At 73.3% G+C, this 20,268-nt stretch carries 16 protein-coding genes; 5 read left to right on the top strand and 11 right to left on the bottom strand.

What is annotated here, in order from left to right; genetic code table 11:
• Nucleotides 1-14 precede the first annotated feature (14 nt).
• The 3 genes from ACIQUQ_RS01990 to ACIQUQ_RS01980 all read right to left on the bottom strand — a co-directional run bounded on the left by ACIQUQ_RS01990 (nt 15) and on the right by ACIQUQ_RS01980 (nt 3,567).
• Nucleotides 15-2,264, bottom strand: a complete 2,250-nt coding sequence (locus ACIQUQ_RS01990) for an MMPL family transporter (protein WP_403970089.1) — start codon at nt 2,262-2,264, stop codon at nt 15-17.
• Nucleotides 2,265-2,516: 252 nt separating this feature from the next.
• Nucleotides 2,517-3,071, bottom strand: coding sequence for a hypothetical protein (locus ACIQUQ_RS01985; RefSeq protein WP_403970086.1), 555 nt, complete (start codon nt 3,069-3,071; stop codon nt 2,517-2,519).
• A gap of 103 nt (nt 3,072-3,174) precedes the next feature.
• Entirely contained in the window at nt 3,175-3,567 is a 393-nt protein-coding gene (locus ACIQUQ_RS01980) for a signal peptidase I (protein WP_403970083.1), read from the bottom strand.
• Nucleotides 3,568-3,622: 55 nt separating this feature from the next.
• Here ACIQUQ_RS01980 and ACIQUQ_RS01975 point away from each other — a divergent pair, with 55 nt between their 5' ends.
• Nucleotides 3,623-4,438 (top strand): GNAT family N-acetyltransferase, encoded by an 816-nt coding sequence (locus ACIQUQ_RS01975; protein ID WP_403970080.1) that lies wholly within the window; start codon nt 3,623-3,625, stop codon nt 4,436-4,438.
• 197 nt (nt 4,439-4,635) lie between these two features.
• A complete protein-coding gene (locus ACIQUQ_RS01970) occupies nt 4,636-5,091 on the top strand; it encodes a DinB family protein (protein WP_403970577.1) in 456 nt (151 codons plus the stop codon).
• A 43-nt stretch (nt 5,092-5,134) separates the two neighbouring features.
• Here ACIQUQ_RS01970 and ACIQUQ_RS01965 read toward each other — a convergent pair whose 3' ends face one another.
• Nucleotides 5,135-5,617: a hypothetical protein gene (locus tag ACIQUQ_RS01965; RefSeq protein WP_403970077.1), complete on the bottom strand. Its 483-nt coding sequence runs from the start codon at nt 5,615-5,617 to the stop codon at nt 5,135-5,137.
• Between the two features lie 39 nt (nt 5,618-5,656).
• Here ACIQUQ_RS01965 and ACIQUQ_RS01960 point away from each other — a divergent pair, with 39 nt between their 5' ends.
• On the top strand, nt 5,657-6,700 hold the full coding sequence (locus tag ACIQUQ_RS01960; RefSeq protein WP_403970074.1) for a helix-turn-helix transcriptional regulator: 1,044 nt from the start codon (nt 5,657-5,659) through the stop codon (nt 6,698-6,700).
• Here ACIQUQ_RS01960 and ACIQUQ_RS01955 read toward each other — a convergent pair.
• Nucleotides 6,682-7,413 carry a siderophore-interacting protein gene (locus tag ACIQUQ_RS01955; protein ID WP_403970072.1) on the bottom strand — a complete coding sequence of 244 codons (732 nt, stop codon included), beginning with the start codon at nt 7,411-7,413 and terminating at the stop codon, nt 6,682-6,684. The genes ACIQUQ_RS01960 and ACIQUQ_RS01955 overlap by 19 nt on opposite strands.
• 85 nt (nt 7,414-7,498) lie before the next feature.
• Between ACIQUQ_RS01955 and ACIQUQ_RS01950 the strand changes: the two genes are divergently transcribed.
• A complete protein-coding gene (locus tag ACIQUQ_RS01950; protein WP_403970069.1) occupies nt 7,499-9,658 on the top strand; it encodes a penicillin acylase family protein in 2,160 nt (719 codons plus the stop codon).
• Nucleotides 9,655-10,257, top strand: coding sequence for a GNAT family N-acetyltransferase (locus tag ACIQUQ_RS01945; RefSeq protein ID WP_403970066.1), 603 nt, complete (start codon nt 9,655-9,657; stop codon nt 10,255-10,257). Before ACIQUQ_RS01950 ends, ACIQUQ_RS01945 begins: the two co-directional genes overlap by 4 nt.
• Before the next feature lie 1,222 nt (nt 10,258-11,479).
• Here ACIQUQ_RS01945 and gatB read toward each other — a convergent pair.
• The 6 genes from gatB to ACIQUQ_RS01915 form a co-directional block, all read right to left on the bottom strand.
• A complete protein-coding gene (gatB, locus tag ACIQUQ_RS01940) occupies nt 11,480-12,988 on the bottom strand; it encodes an Asp-tRNA(Asn)/Glu-tRNA(Gln) amidotransferase subunit GatB (RefSeq protein WP_403970063.1) in 1,509 nt (502 codons plus the stop codon).
• 16 nt (nt 12,989-13,004) lie between these two features.
• Nucleotides 13,005-13,247: a hypothetical protein gene (locus ACIQUQ_RS01935; RefSeq protein WP_399948868.1), complete on the bottom strand. Its 243-nt coding sequence runs from the start codon at nt 13,245-13,247 to the stop codon at nt 13,005-13,007.
• The gene (gene gatA / locus ACIQUQ_RS01930) at nt 13,244-14,743 is read right to left on the bottom strand and encodes an Asp-tRNA(Asn)/Glu-tRNA(Gln) amidotransferase subunit GatA (RefSeq protein WP_403970059.1); all 1,500 of its coding nucleotides are present in this window, start codon (nt 14,741-14,743) and stop codon (nt 13,244-13,246) included. Before gatA ends, ACIQUQ_RS01935 begins: the two co-directional genes overlap by 4 nt.
• A gap of 4 nt (nt 14,744-14,747) precedes the next feature.
• Complete coding sequence (gene gatC, locus ACIQUQ_RS01925; protein WP_003955854.1) at nt 14,748-15,044, bottom strand: Asp-tRNA(Asn)/Glu-tRNA(Gln) amidotransferase subunit GatC; 297 nt, start codon at nt 15,042-15,044, stop codon at nt 14,748-14,750.
• Nucleotides 15,045-15,203: 159 nt separating this feature from the next.
• Nucleotides 15,204-17,498: an FG-GAP repeat domain-containing protein gene (locus ACIQUQ_RS01920; RefSeq protein ID WP_403970057.1), complete on the bottom strand. Its 2,295-nt coding sequence runs from the start codon at nt 17,496-17,498 to the stop codon at nt 15,204-15,206.
• A gap of 560 nt (nt 17,499-18,058) precedes the next feature.
• Nucleotides 18,059-20,233, bottom strand: coding sequence for a putative bifunctional diguanylate cyclase/phosphodiesterase (locus ACIQUQ_RS01915; RefSeq protein ID WP_403970055.1), 2,175 nt, complete (start codon nt 20,231-20,233; stop codon nt 18,059-18,061).
• Between the last annotated feature and the right edge of the window lie 35 nt (nt 20,234-20,268).

Raw genomic sequence — 20,268 nt, 5'->3', positions numbered from 1 at the left:
CCGCGGCGTACGGGCTACCGGCCCGCGGGCGTCGTCACGGCGGAGTCCGCGTCCCCGGCGCCGTCGGCACCGTCGTCCGCGCTCTTCCGCTGCCCCGGCAGTGTCGCACGTGTGGCGCAATCCGGGGGCTCGATGCTGATCTTCGGCATACGGCGGTCCAGCCAGGCCGGCAGCCACCAGTTCGCCCCGCCCAGCATGTGCATCAGGGCGGGCACCAGCAGCGTGCGGAGCACGAAGGCGTCCAGGGCCACGGCGGCGGCCAGGGCGATGCCGAACATCGCGATCAGCCGGTCGCCGCTGAGGACGAAGGCGAGGAAGACGGAGATCATGATGACCGCCGCGGAGTTGATCACGCGGCTGGTCTCGGCGAGGCCGACGCGTACGGCACGCCGGTTGTCGCCGGTCTCCAGCCACTCCTCGTACATCCGGCTGACCAGGAAGACCTGGTAGTCCATGGAGAGCCCGAAGAGCACCGAGACCATGATCACGGGCAGGAAGGGCTCGATGGGTCCGGCGCTGCCGAGCCCCATCAGCTCGCTGCCCCAGCCCCACTGGAAGATCGCGACGACGATGCCGAAGGAGGAGGCGACGGCGGCCACGTTCATGGCGGCGGCCTTGAGCGGGATGCCGATCGACCGGAAGGCGAGCAGCAGCAGGAGGCAGCCGAGGGCGATGACCACGCCCACGAAGAGCGGCAGCTTGCCGACGATCACCTCGGCGAAGTCGTCGTAGCCGGCCGTGACGCCGCCGACGTGCACCTCCAGCGTGGTGCCCTGCTCGGCCCAGGGGATCACGTCGTCGCGGAGCCGGTCGACCAGCGCGCTGGTCGCCTTCGACTGCGGCGAGGAGTCGGGCATGACGGTGAGCACGGCGGTGTCGCCGCTGCGGTTGAAGACCGCGGGGCCGGCGGAGGCCACGCCCTCGGTGGCGCGTACGTGGTCGCCGAGCATGTGCAGGGCGATGCGGTCGCCGGCGTTGTCCATGTGGGCGACGAGCGTCAGGGGGCCGTTGACGCCGGGCCCGAAGCCCTCGGCCAGCAGGTCGTACGCCTGGCGGGTGCTGGAGGCGGCCGGGTTGTTGCCCTGGTCGGAGGTGCCCAGGTGGAGCGCGAGGGTGGGCAGCGCGAGGACGGCCATGACCACGGCCGCGACGGCGCCCAGCAGCTTGGGGTGGCGCTCGACGAAGGCCGACCAGCGGGCGGCGAAGCCCGTGGTGGTCTCGGGCTGGGGGCCGTGCTCGGCGAGCTTGCGGCGCTCGCGCCCGGAGAGGGCGCGCATGCCGATGTACGAGAGCAGGGCCGGCAGCAGGGTCACGGAGGCCGCGACGGTGAGCACCACGGTGAGGGAGGCGGCGATCGCGACGCCGTTGAGGAAGTTCAGGCGGAGGATCAGCATGCCGAGCAGGGCGATGCAGACCGTGGCGCCGGCGAAGACGACGGCCCGGCCGGTGGTGGCGACCGCGTTGCGGGCCGCCTCCTCGACGGGCAGGCCGCGCTTGAGGCCCTTGCGGTGCCGGGTGACGATGAACAGCGCGTAGTCGATGCCCACGCCGAGGCCGATCAGGGTGCCCAGCATGGGGGCGAAGTCCGCGACCGGCATCAGGTGGCCGAGCAGCGTGATCCCGGCGTAGGCGGTGCCGACGCTCACCAGGGCGGTGGCGAGGGGGAGCGTGCTGGCGGCGAGGGAGCCGAAGGCCAGGAAGAGCACGACGCCGGCCACGACCACGCCGATGACCTCGGCGAGGTGGGCGGTGGGGGCCTCGGTGAGCCCGACGGCGCGGCCGCCGAGTTCGATCCGTACGTCGTCGGTCTCGGCGGCCTTGGCGGTGTCGACCACGGCCTGGGCCTCGGACCGCGGCACGGCGTCGGCCGGCTGGTCGAAGGTGACGACGGCGTACGCGGTGCGGCCGTCGGCGCTGATCTGGGCGGCGCCCTCGAAGGAGTACGGGCTGGTGACGGAGCCGACGCCGGGGAGCTCGGCTATCTCGTCGAGGGTCTGGCTCATCCGCTGCTCGACGGAGGGGGTCCGGGCGGTCTGGGAGGGACCGGTGCGCCAGACGACGGTGTCGGTGTCACCGCCCTGGCCGTGGAAGCCCTTGCGGAGCAGTTCGGTGGCCTCGCCGGACTCGGTGCCCGGGACCTCGTAGTTGTTGGAGTAGGCGGAGCCCGCGAAGGCCGCCGCCGCAGTGGTGCCGCCGAGGGCGATGAGCCAGAGCAGGACGGCGACGAGGCGATGCCGCATGCACCACCGTGCGATTGCTGCCAACGGGCTCTCCCTGGTGGTTCGGATCTTTACGGGAGGGGCCCGGCGCAAAGAACGGAACGAGTAGGCTTTTGACCTGCATCGCCACGATGTCAGCGTTTGGTGATCGTTAGTCCGTTTCGTGTGCATCGTCACAGCGGCGACGAGGTTGGGGGACGTTGGTCAGGGGCAGGGTGCCCGGGACCTCGGTCAGGGGCAGTGTGCCCGACCGGCGGCGGCACCCGGGGCGGCGGTCACCCGGGCGGGGGACGGACGTCAGCGCCGGGTGTTGAGGAAGCCGACCACGACCGAGCCCCACCAGCACAGCTGCGAGACGAGCCCGGTGGCGCCGGCCCAGATCAGGACCCCCCGTCCGGGAGAGGCGAGCCGGCGGGTGAGGAGACCGGCCTGGAGGCCGTTGACGGTGAGCAGCGCGACCATCACGAGCTTGGCGCGGGTCAGCGGGGAGCCGAGGTCGGGATGGAGCATGAAGCCGCTGGCCACGAGCCCTGCGAGGCCGGCCCAGATGGGGGCGTGCAGCCGGCCGATGACGGCGAGGGCCTCGTCGAGGGAGCAGCGGCCGAGCAGCCAGAGGCCGCCGTACCAGTCGGCGGCGAGCACGGCGCCGAAGCCGAGGACCAGGGAGGCCAGGTGCACGAAGAGGGCCGCCTCGTGCAGGACGGGGTCGGTGTGGACGTGGGCGGAGAACCAGAGGCCCCCGGTCAGCACCACCAGGGCGACGAGCGAGGCGGCGGCGACGGTCCACCACGAGTCGTGGAGGCGCATGGGTCTGAGCCGGCCGGGGACGGTGCTGGCGGGTACGGCGGACACGGGCGACTCCCTGACGGATCCTGAAAGACAGGTAAGGCTTACCTAAGACATAAGGATCGCGTCAAGGCGTGTTCGCAGAGCGGACGGAATCATTCCACCCTTGTTACCTGCGGGTTTCCGGATCAGGCACCGCATATCCGGGCACCGAGGGCCACCTGACGGTCAGCACCACGGAGTCCTCCTCCGCGTACCAGGAGTGATCCACCCCACGTCCCCAGACCACGTAGTCGCCCTGCTCGGCGAGGACCACGCTGCGGCCCGGCAGCTCCAGCCGGAACCGTCCACTGATCAGCACCTGGAGGGCCACCCGCCCCTCGCCGCGGACCCACTGGGCCCGCTCCTCGCCCCGCGGGTGGACGCCCCACTTGATCTCGACGTCCTCGCTGTGGCGGACGTCGCCGGGCTCCTTGAAGTGGCCGAGCAGCCAGCCGCGGTCCAGCGGGGCGTCCTTGCCGGCGTTCCCGACGTACACGTTCTCCGTGCCCTCGATGTCCATGGACCGGAGGCTAAACCGATTGCCGGGCCGGGCGGGCGGTGCTGAGGTGGGGCGCATGACTTTCGATCACACACACGCCCTGGCCCTATACGACGAGGAGATGCGGCGCGGCGCGCCCCCCGAGGGGCCCGACGGCCTCATCGAGCGGAGCGGGGCCGTCGTACGCCACACCGGGCCCGTCCCCGGCTGGAACGGCGTGATCTGGTCGGACCTCGACGAGACCACCGCGGACGCGGTCATCGCGGAGCAGGTGGCGCACTACGCGGCCCGCGAGGGGGGCGCGGGCGTGGAGTGGGAGTGGAAGCTCTACGACTACGACCGCCCGGCCGACCTGGCCGACCGCCTGCTGGCGGCCGGCTTCGAGGCCGACGAGCCCGAGACGCTGATGCTGGCCCCGGTCGGCGCGCTGCCGCTGGACGCGGAGCCGCCCGCGGGCGTACGGCTGGAGGCGGTCACGGACGAGGCCGGGGTGGAGCTGATGATGGAGGCCCTCCGGGAGGCCTTCGGCCGGGACAACCCCCAGGTCCGCCACCTGATGCTGACCCAGCTCCGGGAGCAGCCGGAGGTACTGGCCGCCGTGGTCGCCATGGCGGGCGACCGCCCGGTCAGCGCCGCCCGGCTGGAGCTGCTGCCGGGTGCCTCCTTCGGCGGCCTGTGGGGCGGCGGGACCGTGGCGGAGTGGCGCGGCAAGGGCATCTACCGGGCGCTGGTGGCCCACCGCGCCCGCATCGCCGCCGAGCGCGGGGTGCCGTACCTCCAGGTGGACGCGTCCTCGATGAGCCGGCCGATCCTGGAGCGGCTGGGCTTCACGCCGGCGGCCCGGATCATGGCGTACACCTGGCACCCGGCGGCCGGGGCGGGCAGCCGATGACCACGGAACCCGACGCCGCGGGCCCCGTCGAGCCCACGGAACCCGACCCCCGAGCCGAGCCCGCGGAACCCGACCCCGGAAGCCCGGCCGAGCGCACGGAACCCGGTCCCGGAAGCCCCGTCGAGCCCGCAGAACCCGATCCCGGAAGCCCCGTCGAGCGCGTCGCACCGCCGCTCACCGGCGGCGAGCGCGAGACCCTGCGCGCCTTCCTCGACTACCACCGGGCCACCCTGGCCCTGAAGTGCGAGGGCCTCACCGACGAGCAGCTCCGGCAGCGCTCGATGCCGCCCTCGACCCTCACCCTCCTCGGCCTGGTCCGGCACATGGCGGAGGTGGAGCGCACCTGGTTCCGGCGGACCGTGAACGCCGAGGACGTCCCGCTGCGCTGGTCACCGGACGGCGACTACCAGGCGGCGTACGACGACACGGGCGCCACCCGCGCCGAGGCCTTCGCGGCCTGGCAGGAGGAGGTGGCCCACGCCCGCCGCATCGAGGCCGCGGCCGCCTCCCTGGACGTCACCGCGCACAACCGCAACTGGGACACGGAGGTCTCGCTGCGCCTGGTGATGCTCCACCTCATCCACGAGTACGCCCGCCACAACGGCCACGCGGACTTCCTCCGCGAGGGCATCGACGGCACGGTGGGCGCGTAGCGCGAGACCGGGGACGCGCGGCGGGGCGCCGCCGGGGCGGGGGTCAGGTGCGGGTGAGGTGCATGGTCCAGTTCACCAGCCAGGTCTGCTCGCCGTCCGTCGAGAAGGACTGTTCCCACTGGGCCGCGTCCCCGGTGATGCCGGACCAGACGAAGCGGACGCGGACCGGGCGGCCGTCGTAGGTGTCCTCGCCGTGGAACAGGCCCACGCCGTCCGGTCCGAAGCCGCCCGTCACCGGCGGGAAGAGGGTGCCGGTGCGGCGGCTCGCCCAGTACAGGGACCACAGGCCGGTCTGCCGGTCGTACAGGCGCAGGGTGAGCCCGCCGGAGCCGAGGGTGGGGAACTCGATCTCGTCGAAGCTCGCGCCGCCGTCGAAGTGGCGCGTGCCGCGGCTGGTGGCCGGGAACTCCTCCCACCCGCTCGCGGGGTCGAGGAAGTCCTTCAGGCGGCGGTTGGCGACCCGCCACTCCCCCGCGAGGAAGTCGAAGTCCGTGGGGGTGCGATCGGCCGTGGTGGTCTTGGTCATGGGTGGACCGTAGGGCCGCTTCCCTGACAGCCTGCGTCAGTGAAGTCCAGCCGCCTGCTCTCGATCATCCTGCTCCTCCAGACCCGCGGCCGGCTGACCGCCGACGAGCTCGCCGCCGAGCTGGAGGTCTCGCCCCGCACGGTGTACCGCGACATCGAGGCCCTGCACGCCGCGGGCGTCCCGCTGTACGGCGACCCGGGCCACCACGGCGGCTACCGGCTGCTCGACGGCTACCGCACCCGCCTCACCGGGCTCAACACCCCCGAGGCGCAGAGCCTGTTCCTCGCCGGGCTGCCGGGCGCGGCCTCCGCACTGGGCCTGGGCGCGTCCCTCGCCTCCACCGAACTCAAGCTGCGCGCCGCGCTCCCGCCCGAACTGCGGGCCGAGGCCGACCGGATGCGCGCGCGCTTCCACCTGGACGCGCCGGGCTGGTACGCGGAGGACGACGACCTGCGGCACCTCCCGGAGGTCGCCGACGCGGTGTGGGCCGGGCGGACGCTGCGGGTCCGGTACCGGCGGTGGAAGGAGCCGACCGACGTGGACCGGGTGCTCGACCCGTACGGCCTGGTGCTGAAGGCGGGGCGCTGGTACCTGGTGGCGGCGCCGGGGCCGCGTACGTACCGGGTGGACCAGATCCTGTCGGTCGCGGTCACCGGGGACGCCTTCGAGATTCCGGCCGGCTTCGACCTGGCGGCCCACTGGGCCGCCGCGCAGCGGGACTTCCACGTCCGGCTGCGGCAGGGGGAGGCCACGGTGCGGCTCGCGCCGGGGGCGGCGGCGCGGCTGCCGGGCGCGGCGGCCCGGGCGGCCGCGGAGAACGGCGTACCGGAGGCGGACGGCTGGACCAGGGCGGTGCTGCCGACCGAGTCGCCGGAGCAGGCCCTGGCCGCGTTCCTCGCCCTGGGCCCGGCGGTGGAGGTGCTGGACCCGCCGGAGCTGCGGACCGCGCTGCAGGAGGCGGTCCGCGCCACGGCGGCGCTGTACGAGGGACCGGCCGCGGGGGGCCGTACCCCGACCGCCCCGGCCGGCGGCGCTCAGGGCGCGGTCGCTCAGGCCGCCGTCGCTCAGGCCGCGCGCCAGTAACCCAGCGCGTTCACCCGCTGCTTGGGCAGGCCCAGCTCCTTGCGGACGAAGCCGGTCAGCGTACGGGTCGTGGCCGCGTCGCAGGCCAGCCACACGTACGCCTGCTCGGGGTCCCCGACCAGCTCCGGCAGCTCCGACCGCACCCGGTCCACCAGCGCGCTCCCGTCCCGCGGCACCCGTCGCAGCTCGTGCCGCCCGGCGTCCACCCGTACCGGCAGCTCCTCGTCCGAGCCGTGCTGGGTCTCGAACCAGATCGTGGCCGGTACGTCCGCGTGCGCGTCCAGCAGCGAGTTGATGGCCGGCAGCGAGGCCGGGTCGCCGATCACCAGCAGCCGCGGCGGCGCGGGCGACGGCGTCGTGAAGCCGGTGCCCTGCACGGTGGCCTCGACGGTGTCGCCGGGCTCCGCCGCGCGCGCCCAGTCGCTCGCCACCCCGTCGTGCAGGGCGAACTCCAGCGAGAACGTGCCGGCGGCGGGATCGGGATCCACCAGCGTGTACGCCCGCTGGTGCGGCCGGCCGCCGTCGTGGAACCACAGCCGCACCCACATCGTGGGGTGCAGGGCCCCGCCGACGGCCGCGAGCAGCCCGCCGTCGCTCATCCGCACCCGGCGGTAGTGGTCCGTGACGTCCTCGGTCCCCGTCACCGTGAAGACGAAGTCCTTGCCGCGCAGCAGCTTGAGGACGACGTGCTCCCAGCCCTTCCCAACCCCCACCGTGGGTCCCTTCCCCTGGCTGCCGCCCCCACGGACGGCATGCTTACACTTAGGCCAGCCTAACCTAATGCACCCGGGGAGCAGTGTGAGTACCGAGGTCTACCGGGACGCCTGGGGCATCCCGCACCTTCGCGCGTCAGATGCCCGTGAACTCGCCTTCGCCCAGGGGCGCGTGACCGCACACGACCGCGCCTGGCAGCTCGAAGTCGAGCGCCGCCGCGCCCAGGGCACCACCGCGGCCTTCCTCGGCGCGGAGGCCGTCGCCTGGGACCGGTTCGCCCGGCGCTCGCGCCTGGACGACACCGCCCGCCGCTGCTTCGAGGCCCTGGACCCGGAGACTGCCGCCTGGGTGAGGTCGTACGTCGACGGCGTCAACGCGGGCATGCCGCAGGGCGCCGCCCGCGACCCCCGCTTCGCGGAGACCGGGCTGCGCACCGAGCCGTGGGAGCCCTGGGTGCCGCTGGGCATCTGGCTGTCCACGCACATCCTGTTCGCCGGCTTCCCCACGAAGCTGTGGCGGGAGCGGGTGGCCCGCGCGCTCGGCCCCGAGGCGACCACGCTCTTCGCCACCGACGGCCCGGGCACCTCGGGCAGCAACGGCTGGCTGGTGCCGGGCGACCGCACCACCACCGGCGCGGCGATCATCGCGGGCGACCCGCACCGCTTCATCGAAGACCCGGGCGTCTACCAGCAGATCCGCCTCTCCTGCCCGGAGTACGACGTCCTGGGCCTGGCGGTCCCCGGCGTCCCGGGCCTCGCCCACTTCGGCCACACGGGCACCGCCGCCTGGGCGATCACCAACGCCATGGCCGACTACCAGGACCTGTACCGCGAACGCCTGCGCCGGACCGGCACCCTCGTGGAGGCGCTCGGCCCGGACGGCCGCTGGGAGTCCGTACAGCACCACACGGAGACCATCGAGGTCGCCGGCGCGGACCCGGTGACGGTGGAGGTCCTGGAAACGCCGCGCGGCCCGGTCGTCATCGGCGCGGACGAACCGGTGGAGGGCGTGACGGGGGCCTCCGTCACGACGACAGCCGGCACCACCGACTTCAACACCGAGGACAGCGAGGGCGGCAAGGACGCCGAGGACACGGAGGGCTTCGAGGACACCGAGGAAGCGGTGGCCCTCCGCTACCCGCCCCGCGTCCGCAACGACCTCGGCTTCGCCGCCCTCCCCGCCCTGCTCCGCGCCCGCACCGTCGCCGACATCGACCGGGCCTTCGACGGCTGGGCCGAACCCGTCAACGTCGTCCACGCGGCCGACACCGAGGGCGGTCTGCTGCACCGCGTCGCCGGAGCCGTCCCGCTCCGCCCCCGCGCCAACAGCCTGCGCCTCGTGCCGGCCTGGGAGCCGGAACACGCCTGGCAGGGCTGGGCGGAGACCCCGTCCGAGCCGGTCCAGGGCTTCGCGGTGATGGCCAACGCCCGCGGCATCGCGTCCCCGCTCGGCGTGGAGTTCGCTCCCCCGCACCGCGCGAACCGCATCCGCGACCTCCTCACCGGCTCGGCGGACTGGTCCGGCAAGGACATGGCGTCGATCCACACGGACACCCACCTGGCCTCGGCGGCCCCGCTGCTGGCGCTGGCGAAGGAACTCACGTACCTCTCCCCGGAAGCAGAGGCCCTGCGCGACCGCCTCCTCACCTGGAACCACCACATGGCGGCGGACAGCAGCGAGGCGGCCCTCTTCGCATCGCTCCGCACGAACGTCATCCGCCGCATCGCGGCCGACCCGTCGCTGGCCGCCCTCTCGGCCCTCCCCACGGGCCCGGAGGTCTTCCACCCCTGGCTCTACCTGGTCCCCCGCGTCGGCTACGCCCTCGAAGGCCTCCTCGCCACCGACCTCCTCCCGGACCTGGACCGCCCGGCCCACGTCCGCGCTGCCCTGGAAGAACTGGCGGCGTCCCCCCTGCCCGACACCACCTGGGGCGAAGTCCACGTACTCACCCCCTGGCAGGCCCTCCCCGACCCCGAGGCCACCTGGCCCGGCCTGGCCGGCGACCACGACTGCGTCCTGGCCACCTCCAGCGTCCCGGGCGTCACGGACCGCACCGCCCGCGGCCCGGCAGCCCGTTACGTCTGGGACCTCGCCCGCCGCGAGGACAGCCTCTGGGCCGTACCGCTGGGCGCCGACGGCGTCCCGGCCGGCCCGCACCACCGCGACCAACTGCCGCTCTGGGCACAGGGCGAGCTCGTCCCGGTCGTCACCGACTGGACCCGTCTCACGAAGGAATCCGAATGACCTCCCCCACCACGCCCGCCGCCCCCACCAGACCCGCGGTCTTCACCCAGCACGTCGACGGCCTCGGCACGGTCACCGTCTCCCCCCTGGACCCGGCGGCCGACTCCCCCCTCGTCCACTCCTGGGTGACGCAGGAGCGGGCCCGCTTCTGGGGCATGCGCGAGGCGAGCCTCGAACTCGTCCGGGAGATCTACGAGGACGTCGACCGCCGCACCACGCACCACGCCTTCCTGGTCCGCCTGGACGGGCAGCCGGTCATGCTGTTCCAGACGTACGAGCCGGCCGAGGACCGGGTCAGCGAGTGCTACGAGGTCCGGCCGGGCGACATCGGCGTCCACCTGATGCTGGCCCCCTCGGAGGGCCCGGCCGTACCGGGCTTCAGCGGCAAGCTGCTGGGCGCACTGATGACGTTCACCCTCGCGGGCGGCGCGACCCGCATCGTCGCCGAGCCGGACGCCTCGAACACCAAGGCCATCGCCCGCCTCCAGCGCACCGGCTTCGAACTGGGCCCGGAAGTCGAACTCCCGGAAATCGACCTCCCGGAGGTCTACCTCCCGGCCAAGCAGGCCCGCCTCTGCTTCCTCAACGTGCAGCGGTGACCGGGAAGTCCAGCAATACCTCGTCCTGCCGCTGAGGGCACAAACCCCGGCCCGAACCCACAGCTGAGCGGTCTGGGGCCGTCCGCCGACCGAGGGTTTCCGGGCCGGGGCACCCTGTCAAGGGCGCTCCGCTGCGCTCCGCGTCGCCTGCGGCGATTCCACTTCGTTCCACCCTTGACAGGGCACCCCGGCCCGGAAGGCAAAGACCTCGGCGGACAACCCCAGAAAAGACGCCCTGGCCACTCCTCATGCATTCCGGTACCAGGTACGCATCCCGGCGCCGGGGTACGGCCCCGCCCCACGGGGCGGACGCACCACCGTCCGTAGGCCCACCAGCCATCTCAGCGGCCTCCGGGCCGCCTGTGCCCCTTCATATGCCGCCAACGATCGCTACGCGCTCCTGCCTCACGGCGGCGAACGGCCGTTTTGGGCCGGGAAGGGACGTGGGAAGGGACGGGCGTCGGGGATGACCCGGATCCAGTGTCCATTTCCCGCAACTGGCGGGCGGGACGGCCCGCCAGCCGCCCAGCGAGAGCCGCACGCGGCCACCGTGGGCGGCTCTTGTCCCACCACGACCGGCCGGGCGGACGCTGAGACGTGAAAAGCGCCCTACCCATCGCTGGCGGCCTATGTCCCACCACGACGGGCCGGTCATCGCGTGGCGTGAGAAGCACATGCGATCGCTGGCGGCCTATGTCCGGCCACAGACGGCCGTCCGCCGCCCTGAGGCAGGAGCGCGTAGCGATTTGTGGCGGCTTATGAAAGGGCACAGACGGCCCGGAAGTCGCTGAGACGGGCGGAGGGCCTACGGACGCTGACGCGTCCGCCCCTCTGGGCGGGGGCCGGGCCTCGCTGCCGCGTCACGCACCCGGTACCGACTGACCTGGGAAGTCCCCCTGGGCGTCTTTCCTGGGGGTGTCCGCCGAGGGTTTTGCCTTCCGGGCCGGGGTGCCCTGTCAAGGGTGGAACGAAGTGGAATCGCCGCAGGCGACGCGACGAAGGAGCGCCCTTGACAGGGTGCCCCGGCCCGGAAACCCTCGGTCGGCGGACAACCCCAGATACGTGCACTTCTCTGAGGCCGCCCCGGCAGCTACCGCTCCTGCCCCGCACCCCGGCACCGGCCGCCTTCCCGAGACCGTCCCCCGAACGCGAAGCGCCCCGTACCGGTCGTCGACCGGTACGGGGCGCTTTCGGGTGCGTGCTGCGCGAGCTGCGGTGGGCGTCAGCCCTCGACGCCCAGGCGCTCCAGGATCAGTTCCTTCACGCGGGCCGCGTCGGCCTGGCCGCGGGTGGTCTTCATGACCGCGCCGACCAGGGCGCCGACCGCGGCGACCTTGCCGCCGCGGATCTTGTCCGCGATGGCCGCGTTCCCGGCGATGGCCTCGTCCACCGCGGCACCCAGGGCGCCGTCGTCGGAGACGACCTTCAGGCCGCGCTTCTCGACGACCTCGTCCGGCGTGCCCTCGCCGGCCAGCAGGCCCTCGATGACCTGGCGGGCCAGCTTGTCGTTGAGCGAGCCCTCGGCGACCAGGGCCGAGACCCGGGCCACGTCGGCCGGGGCGACGCCCAGCTCGTCCAGGCCCTTGCCCGTCTCGTTCGCGTTGCGCGCCAGCTCGCCCATCCACCACTTGCGGGCGGACGCCGAGTCGGCACCGGCCTCGATCGTCGCGACGATCAGGTCGACCGCACCGGCGTTGAGGATCGACTGCATGTCGAACTCGCCGATGCCCCACTCCTCGCGGAGCCGGTTGCGGCGGACGCGCGGCAGCTCGGGCAGGGTGCCCCGCAGCTCCTCGACCCACTCGCGCGAGGGGGCCACCGGCACCAGGTCCGGCTCGGGGAAGTAGCGGTAGTCCTCCGCCTCCTCCTTCACACGGCCGGACGTCGTGGAGCCGTCGTCCTCGTGGAAGTGGCGGGTCTCCTGGATGATCGTCCCGCCGGACTGCAGGACGGCCGCGTGGCGCATGATCTCGTAACGGGCGGCCCGCTCCACGCTGCGCAGCGAGTTGACGTTCTTGGTCTCCGAGCGCGTGCCGAACTTCTCCGCGCCCTTCGGCATGAGGGAGAGGTTGACGTCGCAGCGCATCTGGCCCATCTCCATGCGGGCCTCGGAGACGCCGAGCGCCTTGATGAGCTCGCGCAGCTCGGCGACGTACGCCTTGGCGACCTCGGGGGCGCGCTCGCCGGCACCGACGATCGGCTTGGTGACGATCTCGATGAGCGGGATGCCGGCGCGGTTATAGTCCAGGAGCGAGTGCGAGGCGCCGTGGATACGGCCCGTCGCGCCGCCCACGTGGGTGGACTTGCCGGTGTCCTCCTCCATGTGCGCGCGCTCGATCTCGACGCGGAAGACCTCGCCGTCCTCCAGCTGGACGTCCAGGTAGCCGTTGAAGGCGATCGGCTCGTCGTACTGGGAGGTCTGGAAGTTCTTCGGCATGTCCGGATAGAAGTAGTTCTTCCGGGCGAAGCGGCACCACTCGGCGATCTCGCAGTTCAGCGCGAGGCCGATCTTGATGGCGGACTCGACGCCGATCGCGTTGACGACCGGCAGCGAGCCGGGCAGGCCGAGGCAGGTGGGGCAGGTCTGCGAGTTGGGCTCGGCGCCCAGCTCGGTCGAGCAGCCGCAGAACATCTTGGTCCTGGTGCCGAGCTCGACGTGGACCTCAAGACCCATGACGGGGTCGTACGCGCCCAGCGCGGCCTCGTACGACAGGAGTTCGGTGACGGTCACGGTGAAACTTTCCCTCTCAGCCCAGCAGAACGTCGTCGTCGCCGAGGCGCCGCAGCTCGCGGTACAGGATCGCGAGGCCGGTCACGATGGCGGCGGCGGACACCACGGCGTCGACCAGCTTGAGCGTGTCGTTCTCCAGGCGGGCCTTCTTGACCTGCTTGGCGACGCCGATCGCGCCGAAGGCGGTGGCGCCGATGGACAGGTACGTACCGGACTTGGACTTCTTGAAGCCCTTGGCCTTGGTCAGTGCGTTGCTCACAGCGACGGTGCCTCCTCAAGCAGCGGGTGACCCCAGCGGCTGATGAAGGCGGCCTCGACGGCGGCACCGACCTTGTACAGGCGGTCGTCCTTCATCGCCGGGGCGATGATCTGCAGACCGACCGGCAGACCGTCCTCCGGCGCCAGGCCGCAGGGCAGCGACATGGCGGCGTTGCCGGCCAGGTTGGTCGGGATGGTGCACAGGTCCGCGAGGTACATCGCCATCGGGTCGTCGGCGCGCTCGCCGATCGGGAAGGCGGTGGTCGGGGTCGTCGGGGAGACGATCACGTCGACCTGCTCGAAGGCCTTCTCGAAGTCCTTCGTGATGAGCGTGCGGACCTTCTGGGCCGAGCCGTAGTACGCGTCGTAGTAGCCGGAGCTGAGCGCGTACGTGCCGAGCATGATGCGGCGCTTCACCTCGGGGCCGAAGCCGGCCTCGCGGGTCAGGGCCGTGACGTCCTCGGCGGACTTGGTGCCGTCGTCACCGACGCGCAGGCCGTAGCGCATGGCGTCGAAGCGGGCCAGGTTCGAGGAGCACTCGGACGGCGCGATCAGGTAGTACGCGGCGAGCGCCAGGTCGAACGACGGGCAGTCCAGCTCGACGATCTCGGCGCCGAGCTCCTTGAGGAGCTCGACCGACTCGTTGAAGCGCTGGACGACACCGGCCTGGTAGCCCTCGCCGGCGAACTGCTTGACGACGCCGACGCGCATGCCGGCGACGGAGCCGTTGCGGGCCGCCTCGACGACCGGCGGGACCGGGGCGTCGATGGAGGTCGAGTCGAGCGGGTCGTGGCCGGCGATGACCTCGTGCAGCAGGGCCGCGTCGAGGACCGTACGGGCACAGGGGCCGCCCTGGTCGAGGGAGCTGGAGAAGGCCACCATGCCGTAGCGGGAGACGCCGCCGTACGTCGGCTTCACGCCGACGGTCGCGGTGACGGCCGCGGGCTGGCGGATGGAGCCGCCGGTGTCCGTGCCGATGGCGAGCGGGGCCTCGTACGACGCCAGCGCGGCGGAGGAGCCGCCGCCGGAGCCGCCGGGGATGCGCGTGAGGTCCCACGGGTTGCCGGTCGGGCCGTACGCGCTGTTCTCGGTCGAGGACCCCATGGCGAACTCGTCCATGTTGGTCTTGCCGAGGATGACGACGTCGGCCTCCTTCAGCTTGCGCGTCAGGGTGGCGTCGTACGGCGGGATCCAGCCTTCGAGGATCTTGGAGCCGACGGTGGTGGGGACGCCCTTCGTGGTGAAGATGTCCTTGAGCGCGAGCGGGACGCCGGCCAGCGGGCCCAGCTTCTCGCCCTTGGCGCGCTTCTCGTCCACGGCGCGGGCCTGCGCGAGGGCACCCTCGCGGTCGACGTGCAGGAAGGCGTGCACCTTCTCGTCGACGGCCTCGATGCGGGCGAGGTGGGCCTCGGTGACCTGCACCGCGGTCAGCTCGCCGGAGGCGATCTTCGCGGCGATCTCGGCGGCCGTGAGCTTGATGATGTTGCTGTCCGTCATGGTCTTAGTCCTCCCCCAGGATCTGCGGCACCTTGAAACGCTGCTGCTCCTGGGCGGGAGCGCCGGAAAGCGCCTGCTCGGGGGTGAGCGACGGACGGACCTCGTCCGCACGCATGACGTTGGTCAGCGGCAGCGGGTGGGAGGTCGGGGGTACGTCTTGGTCGGCGACCTCGGCGACGCGGGCGACCGCGCCGATGATGTCGTCCAGCTGACCGGCGAAGTGGTCCAGCTCGTCGCCGGACAGCTCCAGACGCGCCAGCCGAGCGAGGTGGGCGACCTCCTCGCGCGTGATGCCAGGCATGCAGCGATCCTCTGAGGGTGGTGAGTGTGTAGTTTCGGGCCCAATCCTATGGGGCCCGGCCCCCCGGCCACGAAACGGTTTGGCGCGGCCGGGGGTCACGGCACTCGCCGGGGACCGCCGCGGGCCCGCCCCGGGAGGGGGAACGGGCCCGTTCCGGGGTCAGGAGACCGTGCGGGTGGCCCAGGTCGAGGAGACCTTGACGCGGTTGCCGAAGGTGCCGCGGCCGGTGCCGGGGTTCAGCCAGCCGACGCCCTCGGAGTCCTTCGAGAAGAGGTCGGCCCTGCCGTCGCCGTTGAGGTCGCCGGCCCCGATGACCTGCTTGTACGTCGAGCCCCAGTCCCGGAAGACCAGCGCGCGCGTGCCCAGCTTGCCGGTGCCCGTGCCGTAGTAGCGCCACAGCTCGCCGTGGGTGTCGCGGGCGAGGACGTCGCCGTGCCCGTCCCCGTTCAGGTCCCCGGCGCCGATGACCTTGGTGTACGCGTTCCAGCCGGGCCCGATCCTCACGCGGGCGGCGAAGCCGGCGCTGCCGTTCCCCGCGTGCAGCCACAGGTTCCCGGTGGCCTTCTCGCGGGCCAGCAGGTCGGCGCGGCCGTCGCCCGTGAGGTCGCCGGGGGCGGTGAGCACGTCGTACCCGCGCCAGTCGGCGCCGGTCTTCGTGTACGGGGACGTGGGCGCGGGGAGGCGGCCGGCGGGGGTCCGGTACATCCGGGCCTCGCCGCCGGGCAGCACGGCCAGGACGTCGTTGAGCCGGTCGCCGTTCAGGTCGCCGAAGGCGGTGAAGCGGGTGCCGGCGGCCCAGCCGGCGGTGACCGAGCCGGTGTGCACGGAGCCCTTGGTGAGGTGCCCCGCGCCGTCGCCCTCGTACCGGGTGAGGGTGTCACCCGTCAGGGACAGCACGTCGGCCTTGCGGTCGTCGGAGAAGTCCCGGAAGCGGGGGGTGGGGCGGGTGGTGCCGGAGGCGGCGTACAGGGGGCTCTTGTAGGAGCTCCAGAGGGCGGCCGGCCGGCTGCCGGAGACGGTGAGGACGCCGGTGACCACGTTGGCGTACTGGGCGGCCGGGGTGGTCGTCAGCGCCTTGGGCGCGGACCAGCCGTCGCGGGTGCGGAAGGCGTGCACGTAGCTGTACGAGCCCTTGCTGCGGTAGACGGTCCAGCCGGCGTGCACGGTGCCGTCCGCGGCGATGCCCGCGCCGACCGCGCCCTGGTACGGGTAGCGATCGTCGGCCTGGGCGAGCGACCAGGTGCCGGTGGCGGCGTCGCGGGTCGTCGAGAGCACCCGCTTGGCGTCGTACGAGGCGGCGACCAGCGTGACGTCGCCGTTCGGGCCCACGAGGGGGCGGGGCAGCGTGCGCGGGGCGTTGGTGCCGGTGAAGGAGGTGACCTCGGGCGCGGTCCAGTCGGCGCCGGGGGCCGGCTTGCGGGAGTACCGGATGGCGTGGTCGGCCTCGTAGTACCCGATGTGGTTCCACACGAGGGTGAAGCCGCCGGCCGGGTGGGCGTCCAGGCGGAGCCAGCCGGGGCCGGTGCCGACGAGCGGGGCCGCCTCCTTCGCCTGGCCCCATTCGGAGGTGCCCGCCGGGAGCTCCATGATCCGGGAGTGGTACTCGATCGGGATGACCTCCGTACCGGGGGCGGCGGCGCCCGCGGCGGGAACCGAGTCCTTCGGGGACCCGGCGGGGGGCGCGTCACGCTGCATGTCGTCGAGGTTCCACACGACGGCCGCGTTGCCGTCCTTGTCGACGGCGCCGGAGAGGCCGGTGAGGTACCACTCGCCGCCGAACTCGCCGTCCCCGGTATCCTTCACGCTGTCGAAGATCCGAGGCTGGGACCAGTCGCCGCCGGGCGTGGCACGCTCGGTGATGCGCAGCTGGATGCTGCCGTTCTGGGGCTCCTCGCCCCAGACGGCGACGAGCCGTCCGGTGGCGCTGCCGAACACGCGGGGCGCGATGACGTACGAGCCGAGGGTGGTCACCGTGGTCACGGCGGACCAGGTGGTGGCGCCCGGGGCCAGGGTGGCCGCCTTGAGCAGGTACTGACCGCCGTCCTGCGGCTCCAGCCAGGAGGCGACGAAGGAGCCGTCGCCCTGCGGGCTGAGAGAGACGAGCGCGGCGTAGGCGTTGGTGGTCAGCTGCCGGGTGACCCAGGCGGTGCCGCCGGCGGGCCGGAGCATGACGGTGAGGGTGCGGGCGCCGCCGACGGTGCCGGCCGGGTCGGTGGCCCGGCCGCGCAGGCCGACCAGGGTGCCGTCGGCGCGGGTGTGCAGGCCGACGGCCTCCTCGCCGGCCGCGGCGACCTCGGCGGCGCTCCCCCAGACGCCCGGCTGTACGGGGTCGGAGACCACGCCGGTGCCGGCGGCGGGAAGGGTGACGGCCCCGGCGAACGCGGCGGGTACACCGGCGCCGAGGACCAGGGCCGGGCCGAGCGCGAGTACGCAGGCACGACGAAGCGAATGCATGTTCAAGTGGAGCCCCCCGGTTCGAACTTCATGCGAAGTGGCTGGATCTTAACCGAGCCGCCTGCCGCAGCTACCGACCGGTACCGCCACGCCCGAAGCCGCCCCGAGCACGCCGACCCGGGTGCCGCCGCCCCGGATACGGGGTGGGGGCGCGGGCGGGTCACGCAAGGCCGGGCCCATGGGCCGATGCGAGACCGGACCGAGGCTGGGGCCTGAGCCGGAGTCGGGGCCCGGGTCGGCGCCGTGCACTCCCGGCCGGTCGTGTGGTGTGTGGGGAAGGTGCTTGACGGGGCATGGCAGGCTGGTCCGGAGGCAGGCCCGGGCCTGGGGTGGCCGAAGGCCAGGGCGAAGCCCCTTGCCCCAGGGGTGGGCCTGCCGCAGGGCCTGCAGGCCATGCCCCGTCAAGCACCGAGGGGACCCACACACCACACGACCGGCCACCCCGCACCACCGGCCCCCGAAGCCGCCCCAGGCTCCGCGAATCCACCCCTTACGGCCTCACACCCCCCGGCCTCACGCCCCCACGGCCCCCCGGGCCTCACGCCCCGCCCCCACCCCCCTCACGGCCCCTGAATCTCCGAAGCCGCCAGCTCCGCCGTGATGTCGGCCGGCCGGCGCCAGCCGTGTTCGCCGCGGGCCAGCAGCCAGGCGGTGGCCTCGGCGGGCGGCATGGCGGCGGCGACGAGCCAGCCCTGGACGGCGTCGCAGCCCAGGTCGCGCAGGCGCTCCCAGGTCTCGTCGTCCTCCACGCCCTCGGCCACGACGAGCAGGCCGAGCGAGTGCGCGAGGTCGACGGTGCAGCGGACGATCTCGGCGTCCTGCGCGTCCACGGCGAGCCGGGCCACGAACGACCGGTCGATCTTCAGCTCGCTGACCGGCAGCCGGCGCAGGTGGACCAGGGAGGAGTAGCCGGTGCCGAAGTCGTCGAGGGACATCTTCACGCCGTGGCCGGTGAGCCCGGCCATGGTGTCGGCGGCCCGCTGGGGGTCCTCCAGCAGCACGTGCTCCGTTATCTCCAGCTGGAGGGAGCCCGCGGGCACACCGTGGCGGGCCAGCCGGGCGGCGACCGCACCCGCGAAGCCGGGGGTGTGCACGTCCCGGGGCGAGACGTTGACCGCGACCGGCACCTTCAGCCCCTGGGCCCGCCACCGGGCGACCTGGGCGAGCGCGGTCTCCAGCACGTACTCGGTGAGGTGGGGCATCAGGCCGGAGGTCTCGGCGATGGCGATGAACTCGTCCGGGGGGACCCGGCCGCGCTCCGGGTGCACCCAGCGGACCAGCGCCTCCAGCCCGGCGACCTGGCCGTCGAAGCGGACCTTGGGCTGGTAGTGCAGCTCGACCTCGCCGGCGTCGAGGGCACGGCGGAGGTCGCCGAGCAGCCCGAGCCGGTCGGGGGTGTTGCTGTCCCGCTTGGACTCGTACACCTCGACGCCCGTGCGGTCCCGCTTGGCCTGGTACATCGCCACGTCGGCGCGCCGGAGCAGGCCCTCGGCGTCGAGCGCGTGGTCGGGGAAGACCGCGAGGCCGGCGCTGGCCTCCAGGACCAGGGTGAGTCCGTCGAGGTCGAGCGGCGAGGACAGCTCGGCGACCAGGTGACGGGCGACGCGCTGGGCGCTGGTGGTGGAGTCGGCGACCGGCAGGAGCACGGCGAACTCGTCGCCGCCCAGCCGGGCGGCCTCGGCCTGCCCCGGCAGGGCCTTCTGGAGGCGTTCGGCGATCTGGAGCAGCAGGCGGTCGCCCGCCAGGTGGCCCAGCGTGTCGTTGACCGCCCGGAACCGGTCCAGGTCGATCAGCACGAGCGCGGACCGGGTGCCGATACGTTCAGCCTCGTCCAGGGCCGACCAGGCGCGCTCCAGCAGCCACTGCCGGTTGGGCAGTCCGGTGAGCGGGTCGCGCAGCTGCTCCTCGGCCCGCGCCCGGGCGATCCACAGGGTGGAGTCGAGGGCGATGAGCGGTACGGCGAACAGCGGCAGCAGCACCGGGAGGCTGGTGGCCACCACGCAGATGAGCGGGGCGATCCCCAGCAGGGCGACGGCGACCAGCCCCTGACGGACCATCGCGGTCCGGGCCACGGTGGGCAGCCCGCCCCCGCGGGGTGCCAGCGCGAACCACAGCAGCACCCGGGTCACCAGCAGGTACGCGATGGCGACCAGCGTCACCTCGGGTACCGCCGCGGCGTCCCAGAACGCGGGGAGCCAGGGGTCCTCGACGGTCGGGGACTCGCCGAAGGCGGCGAGCACCAGGGCGCCCGCGCCGATGCCGAGCACGTCCACCGAGCCGTGCAGCAGGCCCTGTCGCCAGCGGTGCCTGCGGGCGGCCCCCACCAGCGAGACCACCGCGAGGCTGACCAGTCCGGCCGGCACCCAGCCGTAGAGCAGCAGGACGCCGAGGGTCAGGGCCGCGCCGGAACCGGTGCCGCCCCACCAGCGGTCGCGGCCGAGGGCGACGAGGTGGCCGACGATGATTCCGGTCAGCAGGGCCAGGCACCAGCCCACCGTGCCGCCCGGGAAGAGCGCCTGGCCGTCGCCGATGCCCAGCACGATGCCGGCCGCGAGCACCAGGGCGGCCGCCGTCACCACGGCGACGGGCAGCGCCTTGCGCCGCCCGGCCGCCGTCTCCAGCGGATGGGTCTCGGGTGTCCTGGAGCCCAGGACACCGAACCTGGCCGCCCGTCCTGACGGGATCAGGTCCCCGCCGAATTCTGGTGACGGGTCGGCGCTTTCGGTGGGTTTCATGCCCGTCCCTCTCACAGCCGGCGATGCCGATGCCT

Origin of the sequence: Streptomyces sp. NPDC101118 (assembly GCF_044759445.1) — a bacterium.
Lineage (GTDB): Bacteria > Actinomycetota > Actinomycetes > Streptomycetales > Streptomycetaceae > Streptomyces.
This window is presented reverse-complemented; position numbering and strand designations above follow the sequence as displayed.